19 protein-coding genes are annotated in these 17,853 nt (G+C 43.6%); 16 read left to right on the top strand and 3 right to left on the bottom strand.

Features of this window, described 5'->3' with window-relative positions; genetic code table 11:
* Positions 1-33: 33 nt before the first annotated feature.
* The 14 genes from rpmF (at position 34) to MKS89_RS10155 (ending at position 12,611) form a co-directional block, all read left to right on the top strand.
* Positions 34-204, top strand: coding sequence for a 50S ribosomal protein L32 (gene rpmF, locus MKS89_RS10220; protein ID WP_021019534.1), 171 nt, complete (start codon positions 34-36; stop codon positions 202-204).
* 9 nt (positions 205-213) lie between these two features.
* Positions 214-1,239 carry a phosphate acyltransferase PlsX gene (gene plsX, locus MKS89_RS10215; protein WP_072956893.1) on the top strand — a complete coding sequence of 342 codons (1,026 nt, stop codon included), beginning with the start codon at positions 214-216 and terminating at the stop codon, positions 1,237-1,239.
* Between the two features lie 5 nt (positions 1,240-1,244).
* On the top strand, positions 1,245-2,195 hold the full coding sequence (locus MKS89_RS10210; protein WP_072956896.1) for a beta-ketoacyl-ACP synthase III: 951 nt from the start codon (positions 1,245-1,247) through the stop codon (positions 2,193-2,195).
* A 71-nt stretch (positions 2,196-2,266) separates the two neighbouring features.
* Complete coding sequence (gene fabD, locus MKS89_RS10205) at positions 2,267-3,196, top strand: ACP S-malonyltransferase (RefSeq protein ID WP_072956898.1); 930 nt, start codon at positions 2,267-2,269, stop codon at positions 3,194-3,196.
* Between the two features lie 23 nt (positions 3,197-3,219).
* A complete protein-coding gene (gene fabG / locus MKS89_RS10200) occupies positions 3,220-3,954 on the top strand; it encodes a 3-oxoacyl-ACP reductase FabG (protein ID WP_072956901.1) in 735 nt (244 codons plus the stop codon).
* A gap of 231 nt (positions 3,955-4,185) precedes the next feature.
* Positions 4,186-4,419, top strand: coding sequence for an acyl carrier protein (acpP, locus tag MKS89_RS10195; protein WP_014204679.1), 234 nt, complete (start codon positions 4,186-4,188; stop codon positions 4,417-4,419).
* Between the two features lie 92 nt (positions 4,420-4,511).
* On the top strand, positions 4,512-5,756 hold the full coding sequence (gene fabF / locus MKS89_RS10190; protein ID WP_072956996.1) for a beta-ketoacyl-ACP synthase II: 1,245 nt from the start codon (positions 4,512-4,514) through the stop codon (positions 5,754-5,756).
* Positions 5,757-5,831: 75 nt separating this feature from the next.
* On the top strand, positions 5,832-6,638 hold the full coding sequence (pabC, locus tag MKS89_RS10185) for an aminodeoxychorismate lyase (RefSeq protein ID WP_072956902.1): 807 nt from the start codon (positions 5,832-5,834) through the stop codon (positions 6,636-6,638).
* Positions 6,629-7,651: an endolytic transglycosylase MltG gene (mltG, locus tag MKS89_RS10180; RefSeq protein WP_106406934.1), complete on the top strand. Its 1,023-nt coding sequence runs from the start codon at positions 6,629-6,631 to the stop codon at positions 7,649-7,651. The genes pabC and mltG overlap by 10 nt, the downstream gene beginning before the upstream one ends.
* Positions 7,648-8,277 (top strand): dTMP kinase, encoded by a 630-nt coding sequence (gene tmk / locus MKS89_RS10175; protein WP_072956907.1) that lies wholly within the window; start codon positions 7,648-7,650, stop codon positions 8,275-8,277. The genes mltG and tmk overlap by 4 nt, the downstream gene beginning before the upstream one ends.
* Before the next feature lie 12 nt (positions 8,278-8,289).
* Positions 8,290-9,267, top strand: a complete 978-nt coding sequence (gene holB / locus MKS89_RS10170) for a DNA polymerase III subunit delta' (RefSeq protein WP_072956910.1) — start codon at positions 8,290-8,292, stop codon at positions 9,265-9,267.
* Positions 9,240-10,007, top strand: a complete 768-nt coding sequence (locus tag MKS89_RS10165; RefSeq protein WP_072956912.1) for a TatD family hydrolase — start codon at positions 9,240-9,242, stop codon at positions 10,005-10,007. The genes holB and MKS89_RS10165 overlap by 28 nt, the downstream gene beginning before the upstream one ends.
* Before the next feature lie 451 nt (positions 10,008-10,458).
* A complete protein-coding gene (gene ptsG / locus MKS89_RS10160; RefSeq protein ID WP_072956915.1) occupies positions 10,459-11,889 on the top strand; it encodes a PTS glucose transporter subunit IIBC in 1,431 nt (476 codons plus the stop codon).
* A gap of 296 nt (positions 11,890-12,185) precedes the next feature.
* Entirely contained in the window at positions 12,186-12,611 is a 426-nt protein-coding gene (locus MKS89_RS10155) for a hypothetical protein (RefSeq protein ID WP_072956918.1), read from the top strand.
* A gap of 124 nt (positions 12,612-12,735) precedes the next feature.
* Here MKS89_RS10155 and MKS89_RS10150 read toward each other — a convergent pair whose 3' ends face one another.
* On the bottom strand, positions 12,736-12,834 hold the full coding sequence (locus MKS89_RS10150; RefSeq protein ID WP_021019547.1) for a MetS family NSS transporter small subunit: 99 nt from the start codon (positions 12,832-12,834) through the stop codon (positions 12,736-12,738).
* Between the two features lies 1 nt (position 12,835).
* Positions 12,836-14,296 carry a sodium-dependent transporter gene (locus MKS89_RS10145; protein WP_072956920.1) on the bottom strand — a complete coding sequence of 487 codons (1,461 nt, stop codon included), beginning with the start codon at positions 14,294-14,296 and terminating at the stop codon, positions 12,836-12,838.
* Positions 14,297-15,009: 713 nt separating this feature from the next.
* On the opposite strand from MKS89_RS10145, the gene cydH reads away from it, so the two are divergent.
* Both cydH and MKS89_RS10135 read left to right on the top strand, forming a co-directional pair.
* Entirely contained in the window at positions 15,010-15,099 is a 90-nt protein-coding gene (gene cydH, locus MKS89_RS10140; RefSeq protein WP_106406933.1) for a cytochrome bd-I oxidase subunit CydH, read from the top strand.
* Positions 15,100-15,115: 16 nt separating this feature from the next.
* Complete coding sequence (locus tag MKS89_RS10135; protein ID WP_072956922.1) at positions 15,116-16,282, top strand: patatin-like phospholipase family protein; 1,167 nt, start codon at positions 15,116-15,118, stop codon at positions 16,280-16,282.
* Positions 16,283-16,334: 52 nt separating this feature from the next.
* Here the strand turns inward: MKS89_RS10135 and pyk are convergent, their stop codons facing one another.
* Positions 16,335-17,783 (bottom strand): pyruvate kinase, encoded by a 1,449-nt coding sequence (gene pyk / locus MKS89_RS10130; RefSeq protein WP_072956925.1) that lies wholly within the window; start codon positions 17,781-17,783, stop codon positions 16,335-16,337.
* Between the last annotated feature and the right edge of the window lie 70 nt (positions 17,784-17,853).

The following is a 17,853-nucleotide window of genomic DNA, read 5'->3' as shown; positions in this document are numbered from 1 at the left end:
CGCTGAGCATTCATTAACATAGGAGTAGGGTCCATGGCCGTACAACAAAACCGTAAAACACGTTCTAAGCGTGGTATGCGTCGTTCACATGATGCGTTGACTACAGCTGCTTTGTCTGTAGATGCAACTTCAGGTGAAACTCACCTACGTCACAATGTAACCGCAGATGGTTACTACCGTGGCAAAAAGGTAATCAACAAGTAAGGTTGACCTTTGCAATATTATACCGTTGCACTTGATGCAATGGGCGGGGACTTCGGACCTCGCGTAACAGTGCCTGCCGCCGTGCAGGCACTGTCGCGTTTCCCAGCGCTAAAAGTGATTTTGGTCGGTGATCGGAACGCAATCACCTTTCAATTGTCTCAGTTAGGTTACTCTGACAGCTCACGCGTGAGCATTGTTCATAGTGATCAAGTCATTTCGAATTCAGAAAAACCTTCTCTTGCTCTGCGACGTTTTATGCATAGCTCTATGGGAATGGCGATAGACTTGGTGACAGAGCAAGTTGCTGATGCATGTGTCAGTGCAGGGAACACTGGCGCGCTGATGGCACTTTCACGCTTTCGTTTGAAGTTGCTTCCCGGGATTGATCGACCTGCGTTGATTTCCGCGCTTCCGACAGTGTCAGGAAAGCGTTTGTGGATGTTGGACTTAGGCGCAAATGTTTCCTGTGATGCTGATTCTCTATTTCAGTTTGCTGTTATGGGAAGTGCTTTGGCAGAAGTGCATTTGGGACATAAGGCGCGAGTTGCTGTCTTGAATGTTGGTGAAGAAGACATTAAAGGTAATGATTTTGTCAGACGATGCGCTGATATGCTAAGACAAACACAGTCAATCCATTTTATTGGTAATGTTGAAGGCAATCAAATATTCAACGATCTGACCGATGTTGTGGTTTGTGATGGTTTTGTTGGCAATGTCTGTTTGAAAAGCTGTGAGGGGACGGCCCAGCTATTTATTGATCAGCTAAGAAATAAAATGTTTGGTTCATCAATAAAGGGTTGGATCGCAAGAAAATTATTTTCTGAGCTATTTATTGGATTAAAAAACCTGAACCCCGACCACTATAACGGAGCAAGTTTGTTAGGATTGCGTGGCATTGTGGTGAAAAGTCACGGTAGTGCTGATATATCCGCTTTCGCCAATGCGATAGGAGAAGCGGTACACGAAATTAAAGAGCAAGTACCCAGTCGTATTAGCGAACGATTAGAAGCAGTTTTACTCGAGAGGCATTATTAGTCTTCATGTATAGCAAAATATTAGGTACAGGCAGCTACCTGCCATCTCAGGTGCGAACTAACGCAGATTTAGAGAAAATGGTAGAAACGAGTGATGAGTGGATTGTTACACGCACAGGAATCAAAGAACGGCGTGTTGCTGCAGAAGATGAAACGGTAGCCGACATGGCTTATTTGGCGTCGGTAAAGGCGTTGGAGATGTCAGCTGTTTCTAAAGATGATATCGATATGATTATCGTTGCGACCACCAGTGGTAGTCATTCATTTCCTTCATCAGCTTGTCAGGTTCAGGCACAGCTTGGTATCAAAGGATGCCCGGCTTTTGATATAGCGGCAGCCTGTTCAGGGTTTATGTTTGCTCTGTCAGTGGCCGATCAACATATCAAGTCAGGGATGTGTAAAAACATTCTTGTCATTGGTTCTGATGTATTATCAAAAACCTGTGATCCGACTGATCGTTCAACCATTATTCTTTTTGGTGATGGGGCTGGTGCTGTTGTGCTTGGTCGCAGTGAAACGCCCGGAATTCTATCAACTCACATTTATTCCGATGGTGAGTATGGCTCGCTGTTGTCTTTGGAAACGCCACAATCTGGCGGTGATTCTGATAAATGGGTCTATATGGCTGGAAATGAAGTCTTTAAAGTGGCAGTGAATCAATTGTCGCAGCTTGTTAAAGATACATTGGCAGCAAATCAAATGGATAAAGCGGAACTGGATTGGTTGGTTCCTCATCAAGCCAATCTGAGAATTATCTCTGCAACGGCACGAAAGCTTTCCATGTCGATGGACCAGGTTGTTGTGACTTTAGACCGGCATGGCAACACATCAGCGGCCTCAGTACCCACTGCTTTAGATGAAGCTGTTCGGGATGGTCGCATCCAACGTGGTCAGACACTATTGTTGGAAGCTTTTGGCGGTGGTTTTGCGTGGGGTTCTGCACTCGTCGTATTTTAATACTGAAAACAATCCATAGCATGGCGTGATTATGCTCCGTGGCGGGGATTGTTTGGCAAAAGGAATGAAAAATGAGCAAATTTGCTATTGTGTTTCCCGGTCAAGGTTCACAAACGGTTGGGATGCTTGCCGAACTGGGTGAGCAATATGATGTGGTTCAACAGACATTTGCTGAAGCATCTGATGCCTTGGGATATGACCTATGGTCACTGGTGCGAAATGGACCGGCCGAAGACCTGAATCAAACTTTTCGGACTCAACCTGCATTGCTTGCTGCTTCGGTTGCAATCTGGCGGGTGTGGCAATCTTTGGGATTAGAGATGCCAACAATATTGGCCGGACATAGTCTTGGTGAATATTCTGCTTTGGTTTGTGCTGGTGTGATTGATTTTAACCAAGCAATCAAATTAGTTGAATTACGTGGTCAGCTGATGCAGGAAGCTGTTCCTGCCGGCAGTGGTGCGATGTTTGCTATCATTGGTCTCGACGATAATGCTATTGCGAATGCATGTATCGAGGCTGCAAATGGACAGATTGTATCTCCGGTAAACTTTAACTCTCCGGGACAAGTCGTGATTGCCGGTGAAAAAGATGCCGTGCAACGGGCAGGTGAACTTTGTAAAGAAGCGGGTGCGAAGCGTGCTCTGCCATTACCAGTCTCAGTACCGTCTCACTGTGCATTGATGAAGCCAGCAGCGGACAAGCTTGCTGAGACATTGAAAGCGATGACATTCAATTCACCTGAAATCCCAGTGATTAATAATGTTGATGTGATTGCTGAAAGCGATCCGGAAAAGATCAAAGATGCGCTTGTTCGTCAATTGTATAATCCAGTTCGGTGGACTGAAACTGTACAAAAAATGCATGATCAAGGTATTGAAAAATTATTTGAAGTGGGGCCGGGAAAAGTTCTGACGGGCCTGACAAAACGAATTGTTAAAACACTGGCTGCAGAGGCAGTAAATGATACTGCTTCATTGAATTCAGTTCAGTCATCATAGGGAAAAGAAACATGAGTAATTTCATGAGTCTAGACGGTAAGATTGCATTGGTTACAGGTGCCAGCCGAGGTATTGGTCGTTCTATTGCTGAATTGCTTGTAGAACGTGGTGCAACGGTTATCGGGACTGCAACCAGTGACAATGGTGCTGTTGCAATCAGTGAGTATTTAGGTGAAAAGGGTAAAGGCTTCAAACTGAATGTCACAGATCCTGATTCTATCGAGTCAGTTCTGAAGGCTATTGGTGAAGAATTCGGGGTGATCGACATCCTCGTGAACAATGCCGGTATTACTCGTGATAACTTACTGATGCGCATGAAAGATGAAGAATGGCTAGAAATCATGGACACTAACCTGACTTCTATCTATCGTCTTTCAAAGGCTGTTTTACGTGGCATGATGAAGAAACGTTGTGGCCGTATTGTCAATGTGGGCTCTGTTGTGGGAACCATGGGGAATGCAGGGCAAGCAAACTATTCTGCTGCGAAAGCAGGTGTAATTGGTTTTAGTAAATCGATGGCTAGAGAAGTTGCTTCTCGTGGTATTACAGTCAATACTGTTGCACCTGGTTTTATCGAAACTGATATGACAAACGCTATGAATGATGAGCAAAGAGCTGCTACACTCGCTCAAGTTCCCGCAGGAAGATTAGGTTCTCCTCGTGAAATTGCAACGGCTGTTGCGTTTTTAGCTTCTGAGGAAGCAGCGTATATCAGTGGAGAAACGTTACATGTCAATGGTGGCATGTATATGATCTAAGCCGATGATGAAAGTGTTTGTAAAAGTGGATAAAATGCAATTATCGATGTTTATAAGCATTATCATCATGAGTGTTTAGTATTTATGCATGATTTATATCAAAAATGGTCTGAACTTCGGTTAAAATCGTAAAAATTGTGGTTTGACCAGCGATGACCCTCTTGCAACTTTCCCTAGTTCTAATAAACTACGGGACATCGCATTAAGCGAAATCTGTAAAGGAAAAGAAAAATGAGCAACATCGAAGAACGCGTAAAGAAAATCATTGTTGAACAGCTAGGTGTAGACGAAGCAGAAGTTAAAAACGAAGCTTCTTTCGTTGAAGATCTAGGTGCTGATTCCCTGGATACAGTTGAGTTGGTTATGGCTCTTGAAGAGGAATTCGACACTGAGATTCCTGATGAAGAAGCTGAGAAGATCACAACTGTTCAAGCTGCGATCGATTACGTTAATAGCGCTCAGTAATCTATCTCTCCAGGCGGCTATCTGGCCGCCTGAGTTTTAATTAACTCGTCTCATCTCTTCTATAGAACTTTTCAATTCCGGAGAATATGATTGTGTCCAAGCGTCGTGTCGTTGTTACTGGTATGGGGATGTTATCGCCAGTAGGCAACACAGTAGAATCTTCTTGGAAAGCCTTGCTTGCAGGAAAAAGTGGCATTGTTAACATTGAGCACTTTGATACTGAAGGCTTTTCAACTCGTTTTGCAGGATTAGTGAAGAACTTTAACTGTGAAGACTATATGTCTAAAAAAGATGCCCGAAAAATGGATTTATTTATCCAATATGGTATAGCCGCGGGTATACAAGCATTAGACGATTCAGGTCTTGTGATAAACGAAGAAAATGCAGCACGAGTTGGTGTTGCGATCGGTTCTGGTATTGGTGGTTTAGATCTGATTGAGGCTGGTCATCAGGTTTTGGTTGATAAAGGGCCACGTAGGGTCAGTCCTTTCTTTGTGCCTTCGACAATTGTGAATATGGTTGCCGGAAATTTATCAATCATGCGTGGATTACGCGGACCAAATATTGCTATCTCCACTGCCTGTACAACAGGGTTGCACAATATCGGACATGCTGCTCGAATGATCGCGTATGGTGATGCTGATGCAATGGTTGCTGGTGGTGCAGAAAAAGCATCAACACCGCTCGGTATCGCTGGATTTGGCGCAGCAAAAGCATTATCAACTCGCAATGATGAACCTGAGAAAGCCTCTCGTCCATGGGATAAAGGGCGCGATGGGTTTGTTCTTGGTGATGGTGCCGGTGTTATCGTGCTTGAAGAATATGAACACGCGAAAGCTCGCGGTGCAAAAATTTATGCAGAATTAGTCGGTTTTGGCATGTCTGGTGATGCTTACCACATGACTTCACCAAGTGCAGATGGTTCTGGTGGTGCACTGGCGATGGAAGCGGCACTTCGTGATGCAGGAATTACCGGTACTCAAGTCGGTTATATCAACGCCCACGGAACGTCGACACAAGCGGGTGATCTTGCTGAATTAAAAGGTGTGAAACGTGCGTTAGGTGAGGAAGGTGCCAAGCAGGTACTTGTATCATCGACAAAATCGATGACAGGGCATCTTCTCGGTGCGGCCGGTTCCGTTGAAACCATCATCACTATCATGTCGCTTGTCGATCAAATCGTTCCGCCGACCATTAACCTCGATGATCCGGAAGATGATTTGGATATTGACTTAGTACCGAACACTGCGCGTCAGGTAGTCAATATGGAATATGCGATTTGTAACTCTTTCGGGTTTGGTGGAACCAATGGCACTTTAATCTTTAAAAAAGTGTAAGTTGTCACTTATCCACTTGTATTGATACGGCTTGATGCATAGCATTAAGCCGTTTTCTTTTTGTAGGATGCAGATATGATTTTGATTGACGGGATGCCAGTTTCATCGATACCTGCGGATGACCGATCTTTTCAATATGGTGATGGTTGTTTTTCAACGATTCTAACTATCGACGGCCAGATGCAGCACTGGCTGTATCATCAGCAAAGAATGGAAGATTGCCTGAATATATTACAAATCCCATATCCGGATTGGGATGAAGTCGCGCGCTGGATCAATCAGGTTGTGGTGATGACTCCCAAAGCCGGCATCAAAATTCATATCAGCCGTGGGAGTGGGGGGCGAGGATATAGCCCTAGCACAATTCCCTCACCGCGGGTCACGGTCCAGTCATTTGATTATCCGAAACATTATGATGCATTGATTTCAGATGGCATTCAGTTAGGTGTCTGCCAGCGACGTCTCGGGCATAATCCATTGTTGGCTGGGCATAAACATAATAATCGGTTAGAACAAATTTTACTCAAAGCTGAAGCTGAGACATCCGGTTATATGGATGCGGTTGCGCTGGATTTGTACGATCAAGTGATTGAGACAACAATGGCAAATCTATTCTGGTTTCGGGATAATGTGCTCCATACACCGGATTTAACATTGGCTGGTGTTGCCGGAGTGATGAGACGAGTGGTACTCGATATTGCGACTCAGCAGGGGATCGCGCTCAATATCAGTCACTTTTCTCTGGATGATCTGCTTGGTGCTGATGAAATTTTTATGACGAATTCAATTTTGGGGGTTGCACCTGTTGTTCAGATTCAATCAGCGTGCTTTGTGCTGGGAGAGCGGGTGCGAGATTTACAAAAGAGAGTGAACTGGTGTTAAAAAAAATATTATTTGGATGCTGTCTCGTTGCGTTGGTCGTGGTTGGTAGTGTTATCATTTTTTATCAGAAAGTAGATAGTTACCTCACTCAGTCACTTCAATTGCCAACGGAGCAGCAATTTGTGACGATTCATCAGGGTGAGTCATTGCGCTCTGTTCTGAGATCTTTTGAAGACAAATCTTGGTTACACCCTTCTATTGCTGCTCATTTGATGCATCGATTCTATCCCGCACTGGCTAAAATTAAAGTTGGGACTTACCAAGTGCAGTCAGGAGAGACATTGCACAATGTACTACAACGGTTTACCGCCGGAGATGAATATCAATTCACGATTACTCTGATTGAAGGCAGCCGTTTTCATGATGTCTTGAAGAAGTTGGCAACTGAGTCTCATCTGAAACATGAAATCCAGTCAATGTCTGAAGCCGAAATTGCAAAGCGATTGTCGATAGATAAACCAAAATTAGAAGGTTTATTCCTTGCAGAGACATATCACTATACGGCTGGTACCAGTGATATAGACATTTTGAAACGTGCAAATCAAAAGCTGAACTCGGTACTTCAGCATACATGGGAGAACCGACAAAATGGTTTACCTTTGCGTTCCCCCTACGAAGCATTAACATTAGCTTCTATTATTGAGAAAGAAACAGCGATTAAAGATGAGAGACAACGGATTGCCTCTGTCTTCATTAATCGACTCAATAAGAGAATGAGGTTACAGACCGACCCGACGGTCATTTATGGAATGGGTTCACGATATGATGGGAATATCCGGAAAAAAGATTTACTCACACCCACACCTTACAATACTTATGTGATTCGCGGTTTACCACCGACCCCGATTGCAATAGTGGGGAGGGGAGCAATTCATGCCGCGTTGAACCCTGAAGTCAGTGATTATCTTTATTTTGTCGCAAGTGGGAATGGCGGCCATGTTTTTTCTAAATCATTGGCGGAACACAATGCTGCGGTAAAACGTTATTTAAAACAATTAAGAACGAAGAAATGAAAGCGAAATTTATTGTAGTGGAAGGGTTAGAAGGTGCCGGGAAAAGCACAGCGATCCAAACCGTGGTTGATACGCTGAAAGATTTTGGTGTCTCTTCTGTCGTAAAAACACGAGAGCCGGGAGGAACGCCGATTGCTGAAAAATTACGTCGTCTCGTCAAGGAAGAGCATGAGGGAGAGGTCATCTATGATATGACTGAATTATTGCTGATTTATGCCGCCAGAGTACAGCTCGTTGAAGGCGTTATCAAACCCGCTCTCAACGCTGGACAGTGGGTGATTGGTGATCGGCATGATTTGTCTTCTCAGGCTTATCAGGGGGGCGGACGGCAGATTGACCCTGCAATGATTCAAACGTTAAAAGAATCGGTTCTGGCGCAGTTTGAACCAGATTTCACGCTCTATCTTGATATCAATCCTGAAATTGGGCTGGAGCGAGCCAGAGGCCGCGGAGAACTTGATCGTATTGAAAAAATGGATATGAGTTTTTTTGAGCGGACTCGGGCTCGATATTTACAGTTAGCAAATCATGATGAACGAATTCAGGTGATTTCTGCAGAGCAACCGTTAGCGCTGGTGCAGAAAGATATACGACACGTGTTAATGAATTGGTTATCTGCACAATAGGGACGCATACAAATGTCACTATATCCTTGGTTTCAACAAATCTGGCAACAATGGTGTCAGACACTTGCTCATAACTCAGTTTCACCCGCGACACTGTTGGTCGTCAAAGAGGGGATGGGAGAAGCGACGTTTATCGAAGCTGCTGCTCGTTCACTTTTATGTGTTCATGGGTCAGAGCTATGTGGTTATTGTCATGGTTGTCAATTGATGGATTCTCAAAGTCATCCTGACTTTCACTGGGTGAAGCCGGAACAAGAGGGGAAATCAATTACCGTTGATATGGTGCGGCAGATTAATCAGATTGCTCAGGAGTCTTCTCAGTTTGGTGGTTATCGAGTGATTGTAATTCAACCTGCCCACCTCATGAATGAATCTGCGGCAAATGCCTTACTGAAGACCCTGGAAGAGCCACCAAGCCACTGTTGCTTTATACTGGTTACGGATTGTATTGATCGTGTACTACCAACCATTTTAAGCCGGTGCCGTCAGTTACATGTGTCTGAGCCTGCTCATACCGTTGTCGCAGAATGGCTCGCAAGAGAAACAGGGCAAGATATTGCACCGTATATGGTTAAACTGAATGATTATGCACCGATTCGAGCGCTTCATTTTATTCAGTCACAGGAGCACAAAAATTATTTACGGTTGGTCGAATTGTTCTGTCACTTTCTGCATTCACCTTTGCAATCTATACATGCATTGGTTGATGAGATTCAGATGTCCCCGTTGGTACGCTTGACTTGGCTATGGTATTTACTGACTGATGCGCAGAAATTTCATTTTCAGACCCAAGATGAAATTGTGCTACCGAAGAGTGAAGAAGTTGCGCAATACCTTTCTTATAGTATGCTTTACCAACAATACCGAGAATTGATCACGCTACGGCATCGTTTGGAAGTACACCGTGGTTTAAATTCAGAACTACTGGTTTTTGACTGGTTATCAAAATTTAAAGGAGCTCCATGTTTGTCGACTCCCACTGCCATTTAGATAAACTCAATTACGATGAGTTACATCTGGATATCCAAGATGTTTTAAATAAAGCGCGTCATGTTCAGGTTGAACAAATCCTATCTGTGGGTGTGACGCTAGCATCCTTTCCCCAAATGCTAAAAATGATCGAACCATTCGACTGGGTTCATGCCTCCTGTGGTGTTCACCCTCTGGATGTTGAAAGTGATTTTGCGCTAGATACTTTTTATGAATATGCCAATCATGCCAAAGTCATTGCCATCGGCGAAACGGGTCTTGACTATCATTATCGTCCGGAGACGGCTGAATTACAGAAACTGAGATTCATGCAGCAGATTGAAGTTGCTGTCGCGCTGAATAAGCCTCTGATTATTCATACTCGTAACGCAAGAGAAGATACGCTGGCATTATTGCGTCAAGGAAAAGCGGAGCAATGTCGTGGGGTGATTCACTGTTTTACAGAAGATATGGCATTTGCTCAGGCTGCGATGGATCTTGGCTTTTATATTTCAATTTCAGGGATAGTGACCTTCCGTCAGGCGATGGAATTGAAATCTGTCGTGAAAGACCTTCCTTTAGATCGTTTGCTGATTGAAACGGATTCTCCTTATTTGGCGCCTGTCCCACATCGGGGGCAAGAGAACCAACCCGCTTTTGTGACTGAAGTGGCGAAGTGTATCGCGCAGTTAAAAGATATACCTGTCAGTGAAGTTGCGCATCAAACAACCAATAATTTCTTGGATCTTTTTTTTCTATAGAAATAAAGTTTGTTGTTAAAAATATTAATATGCACCATTATGGAGCATTAAATTAATTTGATACTCAAAAAAATAGATTTTTAGTTGGTTGTTTCGCTGATTTAATCGACACAAATCAGAAAAAAGTTAATTTGTAACAATAATTAACATGAGAGGGGTATTTATTTTCGATGAAAAATTAGATCGCTTGGTAAAATATTTCATATTTATTAATAAGTTATATACAATGTAATCCATTTCATAGCACATGCTAGACTGTGATCTATATATTACTTTGAAACTAAAGTTGCTAACTTTCTGGAAAGTTTGAGAGACGTCAATATATATTTAGAGCCGGAAAATATAATGCCTATGTGATTAACTTTCCACGAGAACTTGGGGAATGGCGACGGGGGTGGCCATGAAGTTCTCGTTAAATTAAATTCTAATAACTTACTCAGGAGCATAAAATATGTCTAAGAACCTTTTTGCGGAACTGCAAAAAGTTGGTAAATCACTGATGCTACCCGTATCAGTGTTACCGGTTGCAGGTATATTACTTGGTGTTGGTGCCGCTAATTTTAGCTGGTTACCAGAAGTCATTTCTCATCTGATGGAACAAGCAGGTGGTTCGGTATTCGGACAGATGGCGTTGTTATTTGCTGTCGGTGTTTCATTAGGTTTTACAAACAATGATGGGGTTTCCGGACTTTCCGCGATTGTGGGTTACGGTATCATGGTTGCGACATTGAAGGTCATGGCGACTGTGATGGGTGTTGAATCCATCGATACTGGGGTTCTTGGCGGTATCCTGTCGGGTGGTCTTGCCGCATGGGCATTTAACCGTTTCTTCAAAATTCAATTACCAGACTATCTAGGTTTCTTTGCTGGTAAACGTGCTGTGCCAATCATCACCGGTTTCTTATCGATTATCCTTGGTGTGCTGCTGTCGATTATCTGGCCACCGATTGGTTCTGCAATTGCTCTATTCTCAGACTGGGCAGCGCAACAGAACCCAGTGTTGGCATTCGGTATTTACGGCGTAGTTGAACGTTCTCTTATTCCTTTTGGTTTGCACCACATTTGGAACGTACCATTCTTCTATGAGGCAGGTACATGTACAAACAACGCGGGTCAGGTTGTTCACGGTATTATGACTTGCTTCTTGACTGCTGATGATGCTTCTCGTGCTGCAGGTCATGGTTTTGGTCAGCTTGCTGGTGGTTATCTGTTTAAAATGTTTGGTCTGCCTGCTGCTGCTTTTGCAATTGCGCGTTGTGCTAAACCTGAAAACCGTGCAAAAATCATGGGTATCATGGCGTCAGCTGCATTGACTTCATTCCTGACAGGTATTACTGAACCAATCGAGTTCTCATTCCTGTTCGTTTCACCACTGCTGTATGGTATTCATGCGCTTCTGGCTGGTCTGGCATATGTCATCACTAACTATTTGGGTATAGTTCACGGCCATACATTCTCCAATGGTTTCATTGACTTTGTCGTACAATCTGCACATGCACAGAAAATGCTTCTGCTTGTCGGCGTAGGCCTTGTTTATGCAGTGATTTACTATGTTGTATTCACTGTTGTTATCCGCACTCTGGATATCAAAACACCTGGTCGTGAAGACGATATGGTAGATGACGTGGTGACTGGTGATTCGGAAATGGCGTCTGCTCTTGTTGCTGCATTTGGCGGCAAAGCGAATATCACAAACTTGGATGCATGTATCACTCGTTTACGTGTTTCAGTTGATAACACTGATGCTGTTGATCAAGATAAACTGAAATCACTGGGTGCTGCTGGTGTTGTCGTTGTGAAAGGCGGTGTTCAGGCTATCTTCGGTACTCGCTCTGATGTATTGAAAACTGAAATGGACGAGTGGATGCGCGGCCATAATTAATGGTTTGATGTATTTCATTTCGTTACTAAAGGGAGCTACGGCTCCCTTTTTTAATGGTTAACATTACCGAGTTGTAAGCGTGTGATAACCGATTTCTATTCAGAATCTGAAGACTAAAGCCTACGACATTCTCGTATACTCGGTGATATCATCTCTCAAATACTAGGCATATTCCCACGAACAGTGAATCTAATTTTTTGAATATCTTTGTTTTGCATTGACTCATTCATGACACTAATGACTCTTCAGTGAGTAAAGTGACTCTTGTTTATACATATTTATAAGAGAGTCGTGCGATGAGAATAATGACTATTGCTATCGGTGCCCTGACGTTGTCATCATTTGCTTATGCTGCATCATCAGTAACATCATCTCCCCAAGTCGCAGTCGGGATTGGTGTCGATCAGGGATTAAGTGCCGTATTGGAGCTGAATGATCAATATCGTATCTCCGCTGGCAATGATGGTATGAGTGCTGATTATTTGTTTAAAAAAGGACAATTTGAACAGCCAAATATTCCTGTTGACTGGTATGTAGGTGCTGGTGGATGGACTGAGTGGGGGGATGACGATAACGATTTTGGTGTCAGGCTACCTCTCGGAGTGGACTGGACATATAAAAATCGCATTCATGTTTATGGACAGGTTCATCCAGAGCTTGATTTACATGATGATGTCGAGCTTCAGCTTGGTGCCGCAGCCGGTGTAAGTTATCAATTCTAGAGCATCGAAATCTGCTGGGTGAGTGCCACTGTGTTCTCAGCGTGAATCATCAAAAAGGCCGATAGATATTCGTCTATCGGCCTTAATCATTTGTGCGTTGTTATTGAAACTTAGTTATTGAAATTTAGTCAGATTGACGCATTGCTTTCTTCATACAGATGAATGCACCGCCCCATGTAATACCGAGACCAATAACCATCATAATGATTGCACTGATATCCATGTTATCCCTCCTGAGGACGACTTTTCAGGTTAATTAAAATACCGATAACGAGCAGAGCAAGCATCAGAACCCAACCGATAGTGAGGTCGTAGCCGCCATAACCTTCCGTCAATAATGTGTGAAGTTTCGTGGCCAGAATCGTCGCCAATATGACCGGTGTGATAAAGCGCAGACAAATATCAAACCAGACACCAATAGAAAAGTCAGATTTGGAATTCGCATACTTACGGATATCAGACACTTTGAATAACCATGTCATCATCACAATTTCGACAAAGCAGCCAGTCATGATACCGATATTGTTTGCAAAGTGATCGACCAGATCGAGCAGTAAGATACCGCCATTAGTAACGAAAGCCATTGACACAACAAAGCCTGTCCCGATGACAATACTTGCAGCCTTGTTACGACGCCATTTGGTTTTATCAATGATTGCTGATGTAACGGCTTCCATAATCGATATATGAGAGCTTAAACCGGCAACAACAAGTGCAAAGAACAGTAATGGGCCGAAAATATAGGGTGCTGGTAATAAATTGATTGCGGCAGGGAGGGTGACGAACGCAAGTCCGACCCCAGATGAAACGACATCCGTGAGCTCTTTCCCTTGTTCTTGGGCCATATAGCCTAACACTGAAAAAATCATGATACCTGCAAGAATCGAAAAACCGCAGTTAATCAATACCGTCATAAATGCATTGTTTGTGATATCTGATTTTTCCGGTAAGTAACTTGAGTAAGCCAGCATGATTGCAAAGCCAATACTCAGGGTAAAGAATATTTGACCGTATGCGGCTGCCCAAACTTTAACATCCCATATCTTACTGAAGTCTGGTTTGAACATGTAATTGATACCATCTAATGCTCCGGGAAGCATGGACATACGCCCGATCAAGACCAGTACCATAATGAATAGAATCGGCATCATAATTTTAGATGCGCGCTCAATCCCTGATTTCACACCGTTAATAATCGCTATGTAGGTAATCCCCCAAGCAAGTGCAACGGTCAATGCAATGTTCCAGCGGATACCACCTAGGTTTGTTGGCGTATTTTCACCAAGTCCTAGATAATTGCTGAAGAAGAAAGTATTGGTTTCTGTTCCCCAACCTTGGGTGAACGAAAGGCCAAAATAGGAGATAGCCCAACCGATGACGGCAACATAATAAACACCGATGACGGCAGCGACTCCGACCTGGAACCAACCGAGCCACTCAAATTTTGAATGAATCTGGGAAATTGTCTTTGGTGCGGAACCGCGGTGTTTCTGCCCCATGCTGAATTCTAGAATCATGAAGGGGATGCCGGCTGTGAGCATGGCGAAAAGGTAAGGGATAAAAAATGCGCCACCTCCATTTTCATAAGCCATATACGGAAAGCGCCAGATATTACCTAAACCAATAGCGGATCCGACCGCAGCTAAGATAAAACCAGCACGAGATCCCCATTGTTCTCGCTTCATTTGATACTCCTTTGGTAATGCTTTTCTGAGTGATGAATTCTCATCGATCGTTAATTATTAGATTATAGTTAGTTACAATATAGGAAGGGCGAATGATTCCCTTAACTTATCTTTGTTACTTATAATCGCTAATATTTAGAATTATATTTTTATTTCTAAGTGATATCTCAGAATATTATTCTGTGTATTGTGATGTGTGTGTGCGACATGTGAGATGTTCACCTGTACAACGCTATCGAGATTACAGATTTATAAATAGAAAGGCAATAGATTGTAAACATAATGGATATTTTCTGTTTCAGGAATATATTTTGTTGTTTTTATTATATTCAGATGATGGTGTTGTTATTTTTGTATTCAATTGATAAATTCGCCTGTTTTTAGTGATTTATATGGTTTTTTAATCCTTATTAATATCATTGTCGCTCTGTCTGCTTTCTATTCAAGAACTAGTGTATTACTCGTTGAAGTCGCTAATTCTTAGTCGTGTTGATTGTCATGTAACCATGTCCAAGTCAGATTATGAGATTGCTTGGTGTCAAGGGGATACATTTATTCGAGTTATATTTGTGATATCCTTTTCATAAGTATGATTAAAGAATTGACAGTAATGACCTTCTTATTGGATAGATATAGATGCTAGTGTCATAACTAGCATGATATCTCTTCTTTTTATGAATAGGGTCTGATGACCCGAAATACTGGAGGTGTGTATGGACGTAGATCTGAAATATGCTGTCGTCATTACAAGCATTATCTTTGCGGTATTGATTGGTTCTGGTTTGATTGCTATTGCTAACTAAATTACAACAGCCGCCTATGGGAAAAAACGTTGGTGTAATTTCTGAACAACAGGTCATTGATGATTGTGACCGTCTGTCTCGGTTCATTGGTGGGAAAAATGCTTTGGTTGCTCAAGGTGGCGGTCAGCGGGGCATTTTTACTGCCGGTGTTCTGGATGCATTTAATCTGTCTAATTTTGATCCGTTTGATGTCTATTACGGCACGTCTGCCGGCGCGTTAAACCTTTGTGCATTTCTTTGTCGTCAGCATGGGCTTGGTAAAGCGTTTATTACCGACTTAACCACAGACTCTTCATTTTTTAATCTGTTTGCTTACATCAGGAAAAAGCAGTACGTCGATTTGTCATGGGCACTTGAGCGTATCGTTGAGTATCCGTATCGGCTCGATTTGGATATGGGGCGTCAGGTCTTAGGAGAAAGAAAGGCATATGCGGCAGTCACCAGTTCAGAGACGTTAATCGATCATTACTTACCCATGGTTCAGCCGAACTGGAAAGAGGTACTGTTGGCTTCCTGTGCCATCCCGACACTATGCCATCATCCCATCAATATCAATGGTGAATCCTACGTTGACGGAGGAATTTCAGCATCGATTCCCGTTCAGGAAGCATGGCGGCAGGGAGCCCGTTTTATCGCTGTGATTCGGACTGAATCTGTCACCAATAACAAAGCAGGATTACAGTCTGCGGAGTTACCCCCGAAACCGAGTGAGGCATGGTTGCACCAATCGTTTAGCTACCTGCAAAATCAATGGCAGCAAAAAGTCACACAGTGGCGTCAAGACTGGCGTAATTATTTGCGTCAGAAAATGTCGCTGGTTCCTCAGGAAGAAATGTTGAATGGTGGACGCTGGTTATTTGGTTCGGAACAACTGTATCGAATGAGTCATTTAATCGGTGGTTCTATGGATACACGTCTGACGGATATGTTGATGGTTCATTACCAGACATATGCTTTAACCCTTGAGTTTTTAAAACGTCCGCCAGATGATGTGTTCGTGATTCAGATTGCCCCGGAACAGCCACTTCGTTCCAACACGTTGCTGAGTAGGAAAAGCGATTTGTTATGGGATTATGAGCAAGGATTACAAGCGGGTTATAACTTTATCCGTAGTTGGGAGAATGCCAGAGCGTTGAGCGGTCAATCACTGAAAGCGTCAAAATCAGGGCTGCTGGAATCATAGCAGCCCAACGGGCATTTATCTTACGCTCAAGGATCTCAACTAAAATATCAAACTAAAAGACAGGCAGAACTCGCATACAGTTTGTTGTTCCTTCGACGCCCATCACATCCCCCTGAGTGATAATCACAATATCACCGAATGCCAGTTGCTTTTTCTCTTTGAGAACCGAAAGGGCTTCGAGTGCGATTTCATAAGCTGATTCTTGGTGACTATCGAAATACCAAGGAATTACTCCACGATACAGCGCACAACGGTTTAACGCTTTTTCATTCTTCGACAGGGCAAAGATGGGAAGTTCAGAATTCAGGCGCGAAGTCATCAATGCTGTTCGACCTGACTCGGTCATGGTCACAATCGCTTGGATTCCGTCCATATGGTTGGCAGCATAAATCGTCGACATGGCGACTGTTTCTTCTGCTGTGACAAATGTGCTTTCTAGGCGATAGCTCTGAGTTTTCACTTCCATCACACTTTCTGCACCAATACAGACCTCGGCCATCGCTTTTACCGTCTCGACAGGGTATTTCCCTGCTGCCGTTTCTCCGGATAACATCACCGCATCGGTGCCATCGATGACTGCATTGGCGACATCCATTACTTCTGCCCGGGTTGGCATCGGGTTCTCAATCATCGACTCCATCATTTGGGTGGCAGTAATTACAACGCGATTCAGCGCTTTTGCTCGGTAGATCAGTTTCTTCTGCACTCCGACTAATGCCGGATCACCAATTTCAACGCCTAAGTCCCCTCGGGCGACCATAATCACGTCTGATGCCATGATGATATCGTCAATATTGGCTTGGTTTGAGACTGTTTCTGCACGCTCCACTTTGGCGACAATCTTGGCTTCTAACCCGGCATCCCGAGCCAGACTTCGTGCATACTGTATATCTTGACCATTTCTGGGAAACGAAACGGCCAGATACTCCACATCAAGCTCGGCTGCCAGCAGAATATCTTGTTTGTCTTTTTCGGTGAGCGCCTGAGCGGAAAGACCACCGCCCTGACGGTTAATGCCTTTATTGTTGGAGAGTGGCCCGCCGACTGTCACGGTCGTATGAATTTTTTGCCCTTCAACCATGATGACTTGTAGCTGAACCCGTCCGTCATCCAGCAATAGAATATCGTTGCGTTGAACATCATTGGGGAGGTTTTTGTAATCAATTCCGACAGCGTCTTGATGACCCGCGCCAGGGGGCATATCCGCATCCAGTGTAAATCGATCACCGACATTCAGTATGATCTTACCTTGAGTAAAAGTAGATACACGAATTTTTGGCCCTTGGAGGTCCCCCAGTATCGCCACGTGATGCCCAAGTCTGGCGGCAATCTCACGGACTTTTCTTGCTCGAAGGCGATGATCGTCTGCTGTTCCGTGTGAAAAATTCAGGCGAACAACATTGGCGCCTGCATCGATCAGGGCTTCAAGGTTATTATCCCGATCAGTTGAAGGGCCGAGAGTTGTTACGATTTTAGTTCTTCGTTGGATCTTTTTTGACATGATTTGCTCCTGACTGAGAATCATAAAGTGAGCCATGTAAGTATACTTGAGAACGTTCAAAGCGCTGGCA

It is taken from the genome of Vibrio gazogenes (assembly GCF_023920225.1).
Lineage (GTDB): Bacteria > Pseudomonadota > Gammaproteobacteria > Enterobacterales > Vibrionaceae > Vibrio > Vibrio gazogenes.
Note: the sequence above shows the minus strand (reverse complement) of the source record. Positions and strands in the feature narration are given on the sequence as shown.